The sequence below is a fragment of the Limnohabitans sp. Rim8 genome (genome assembly GCF_945901735.1).
In the GTDB taxonomy this organism is placed as follows: domain Bacteria; phylum Pseudomonadota; class Gammaproteobacteria; order Burkholderiales; family Burkholderiaceae_C; genus Limnohabitans_A.
On sequence record NZ_CAMDLM010000065.1, the window covers coordinates 1 to 3,153 of the forward strand.

Genomic DNA, 3,153 nt, shown 5'->3' on the forward strand with positions numbered 1-3,153 from the left:
ACGCGGCCCGCGCCCGTGAGGCAGCTCGCAAAGCGCGTGAAATGACGCGTCGCAAAGGTGTGCTCGATGGCATGGGCTTGCCCGGCAAGCTGGCCGACTGCCAAGAAAAAGACCCAGCGCTGTGCGAGATTTATATCGTCGAGGGTGACTCCGCCGGGGGCTCGGCCAAGCAAGGCCGCGACAGAAAGTTCCAAGCCATTCTGCCCCTGCGTGGCAAAATTTTGAACGTGGAAAAAGCGCGTTACGAAAAGCTCTTAACCAGCAATGAAATTTTGACGCTGATCACAGCACTGGGTACCGGCATTGGCAAGGTGAGCGCCGAGTCGGGCAAGTCGGGGACAGACGACTTCAACATCGACAAGCTGCGCTACCACCGCATCATCATCATGACCGATGCCGACGTGGACGGTGCGCACATCCGCACCTTGTTGCTCACCTTTTTCTACCGCCAAATGCCCGAGCTGGTCGAGCGTGGCCACATCTACATTGCGCAACCGCCTTTGTACAAAGTGAAGGTGGGCAAGGAAGAGCAATACCTCAAAGACGGCGCAGCGCTCGACGGCTTTTTGCTGCGCATCGCCCTCAAAGACGCGAGCATCCACACCGGCGGCGACGCGCCGCAAGAGCTCAAGGGCGACACCTTGTCGCAACTGGCGCACCAACACCAATTGGCCGAGGCCGTGATCGAGCGCTTGAGCAACTTCATGGACGTGGAGGCCTTGCGCGCCATCGCCGATGGGGTGGTGGTGTCACTTGACAACCTGGAGCAGGCGCAAGCTTCTGCCGCGCTGATGCAAACCAAACTGCGTGCCCTGGGCAGTGGTGCCGAGGTGGCGGGCGAGTTTGACGTGCGCACCGACAAACCGATTTTGCGCATCAGCCGCAAGCACCATGGCAACACCAAGAGCAGCCTGATCACCCAAGAGTTTGTGCATGGCGCCGACTACGCGGCTCTGGCTTTGGTGGCGCAAACCTTTCAAGGTCTGCTGGGCGCGGGTGCCAAAGTGGGCCGTGGCGAGGGCGAGCGCCACAAGGAAGAAAAGGTTTCAGACTTCCGCCAAGCCATGCGCTGGCTCATCACCCAGGCCGAATCGGCCACAGCGCGCCAGCGCTACAAAGGCTTGGGCGAGATGAACCCCCAGCAACTGTGGGAAACCACCATGGACCCAGAAGTGCGCCGCTTGCTGCGCGTGCAAATTGACGACGCCATCGAAGCCGACCGCGTGTTCACCATGCTGATGGGCGATGAGGTGGAACCACGCCGGATATTCATTGAGACCAACGCTTTGCGGGCGGGGAATATTGACGTTTGATGGTCAGTTGAGCAACGCCATGCCCGCGTGTTTAGCCGCGGCGGCATCAAAGGTCAAGGTTTTCGTGCAGCCTGCACCAGATGCAGCGCGCTCTATCAGGCAGTCGGCAAAGTCAGCCTTGCCAACCGCAAACACGCGCAGCGCCCGCATGACCTGATCGGCCCGTTCAACCAAAAGCTGTTTGCTTCGCAATATGGCTTCCAGTGCTTGGGTCACTTGGGTGTCTGAAAGCCCATAACAAGACGTCAGCACCCAATAAAGCTCGACAACGGTCACCATCGTGATGTAGCCGGGCGCTTCATTGCTCAATGATTCGATCAGCTGGGTGGCCTTGGGGGACTGTTTCGGGTCATCTTGCATGATGTACCGCACGATCACGTTCGTATCTAGGCCGATCATTTGGCGGCGGCCCCACGTTTGGCAATGGCTTCTTTCATGGCCGCCAACGAAACGGGTTTTTTTGCCGGCCCAAACATGCCCTTGAGTGCCGTCACCTCGCTGGTGGCGGCCACAAACTCGTACCGGTCAGGCGCAATTTGAACGAACTCAACCCGATCGCCCGCTTCAACTTTCAGGGCATTGCGGACCTCAATGGGAATGGTGATTTGACCTTTGGTGGTGAGGGTGGCGGTGGACATGCGGACGCTCCTTTTTCCTTACTTTGCCGTAAGGAGTGGGGCCTGTCAAGAAAAACTTGATCTCAGGTTGCCCGGCCACCCCTCAAGCCAACCGTCCCGCCCGGTAGTCGTCCATGGCGGCGATGATTTGCTCTTTGGTGTTCATCACAAACGGGCCGTATTGAACAATCGGTTCGCGCAGCGGTTGGCCGGCCAGCAGCAGGGCGCGGGTGCCTTGGCCGGCGCTCAGGCGCACGTGGTCGCCCTCGTTGCGCAAGATGGCCAGGTGTTGTGCGGGCACCGCAGCGGTGTCTTCGCCGCACACCACGTCCATGCTGCCTTGGTACACATAGACCATGGCGTTGTGCTGGCTGGGCAGGGCTTGGTCAAAGTGGGCGCTGGCGCCTTCGGGGAAATGCAGGTCCAGGTACAGCACTTGGGTGGCGTCGCGTTGCACGCTGCCGTCGGTGCCTTGGCTGTGGCCGGCAATCACCCGCACGGTGACACCTTGCTCGGTGGTGAACTCGGGCACCTGGCCGCTGGGGATGTCGCGGTACCAAGGCGGGCACATTTTGTCTTTGGCGGGCAGGTTGAGCCACAGCTGAAAGCCCGACATCAGGCCTTCTTCTTGTTCAGGCATTTCGCTGTGGATGACGCCGCGCCCAGCGGTCATCCATTGCACGTCGCCGTTTTTCAGCAAACCTTCGTTGCCCGCGCTGTCGCGGTGGCGCATGCGCCCGTGCAGCATGTAGGTGACGGTTTCAAAGCCCCGGTGAGGGTGGTCGGGGAAGCCGGCGATGTAGTCGCCGGCTTTGTCGCTGCCAAAGGCATCGAGCATCAAAAACGGGTCCAAGCGCTGGTGCAACTCGTTGGCGACGATGCGGGTGAGCTTGACGCCGGCGCCGTCGCTGGTGGCTTGGCCGCGCACCAGGCGCTCCAAGCGCCTTGCAGAGGGGTTGGTCATGAGGTTTCTTTCAGGCAGTGGCTTGGGTGGTGGGGTAGCCCTCGGTGGCGATCAGCGCCAGCAAGGGGGTGATGTCTTTGTCGGTGTCCACGTCCACGCGGTTGTGCGCGCGGTCGATGTGCACCTGGGCTTGGGGGTCCCAGCGCAGCACGGTGCGGGTGACAGACTTTTCGCAGTGGCCACAGGTCATGCCGGTGACGGTGAGGGGGTGTTTCATGTGTCTCAGGTGCGTTTGATGCAGCGCAAATCAAGGGGCCAG

The 3,153-nt window shown here is 60.6% G+C and carries 5 protein-coding genes; 1 reads left to right on the forward strand and 4 read right to left on the reverse strand.

The genetic code is table 11. The annotated features are described in order from the left end of the window. Positions 1–1,313, forward strand: a 1,313-nt coding sequence (locus Q0O99_RS17445; protein ID WP_293753242.1) for a toprim domain-containing protein, incomplete at its 5' end; no start/stop codon positions are given. 3 nt (positions 1,314–1,316) lie between these two features. On the opposite strand, the gene Q0O99_RS17450 is transcribed toward Q0O99_RS17445, so the two are convergent. The 4 genes from Q0O99_RS17450 to Q0O99_RS17465 all read right to left on the reverse strand — a co-directional run bounded on the left by Q0O99_RS17450 (position 1,317) and on the right by Q0O99_RS17465 (position 3,111). Beyond that, the gene (locus Q0O99_RS17450) at positions 1,317–1,712 is read right to left on the reverse strand and encodes a PIN domain-containing protein (RefSeq protein WP_293753243.1); all 396 of its coding nucleotides are present in this window, start codon (positions 1,710–1,712) and stop codon (positions 1,317–1,319) included. Next, the gene (locus tag Q0O99_RS17455) at positions 1,709–1,951 is read right to left on the reverse strand and encodes an AbrB/MazE/SpoVT family DNA-binding domain-containing protein (protein WP_293753244.1); all 243 of its coding nucleotides are present in this window, start codon (positions 1,949–1,951) and stop codon (positions 1,709–1,711) included. The genes Q0O99_RS17450 and Q0O99_RS17455 overlap by 4 nt, the downstream gene beginning before the upstream one ends. Before the next feature lie 82 nt (positions 1,952–2,033). Beyond that, a complete protein-coding gene (locus Q0O99_RS17460; protein ID WP_293753245.1) occupies positions 2,034–2,894 on the reverse strand; it encodes a pirin family protein in 861 nt (286 codons plus the stop codon). Positions 2,895–2,904: 10 nt separating this feature from the next. Continuing rightward, positions 2,905–3,111: a heavy-metal-associated domain-containing protein gene (locus Q0O99_RS17465; protein ID WP_293753246.1), complete on the reverse strand. Its 207-nt coding sequence runs from the start codon at positions 3,109–3,111 to the stop codon at positions 2,905–2,907. Positions 3,112–3,153: the final 42 nt, after the last annotated feature.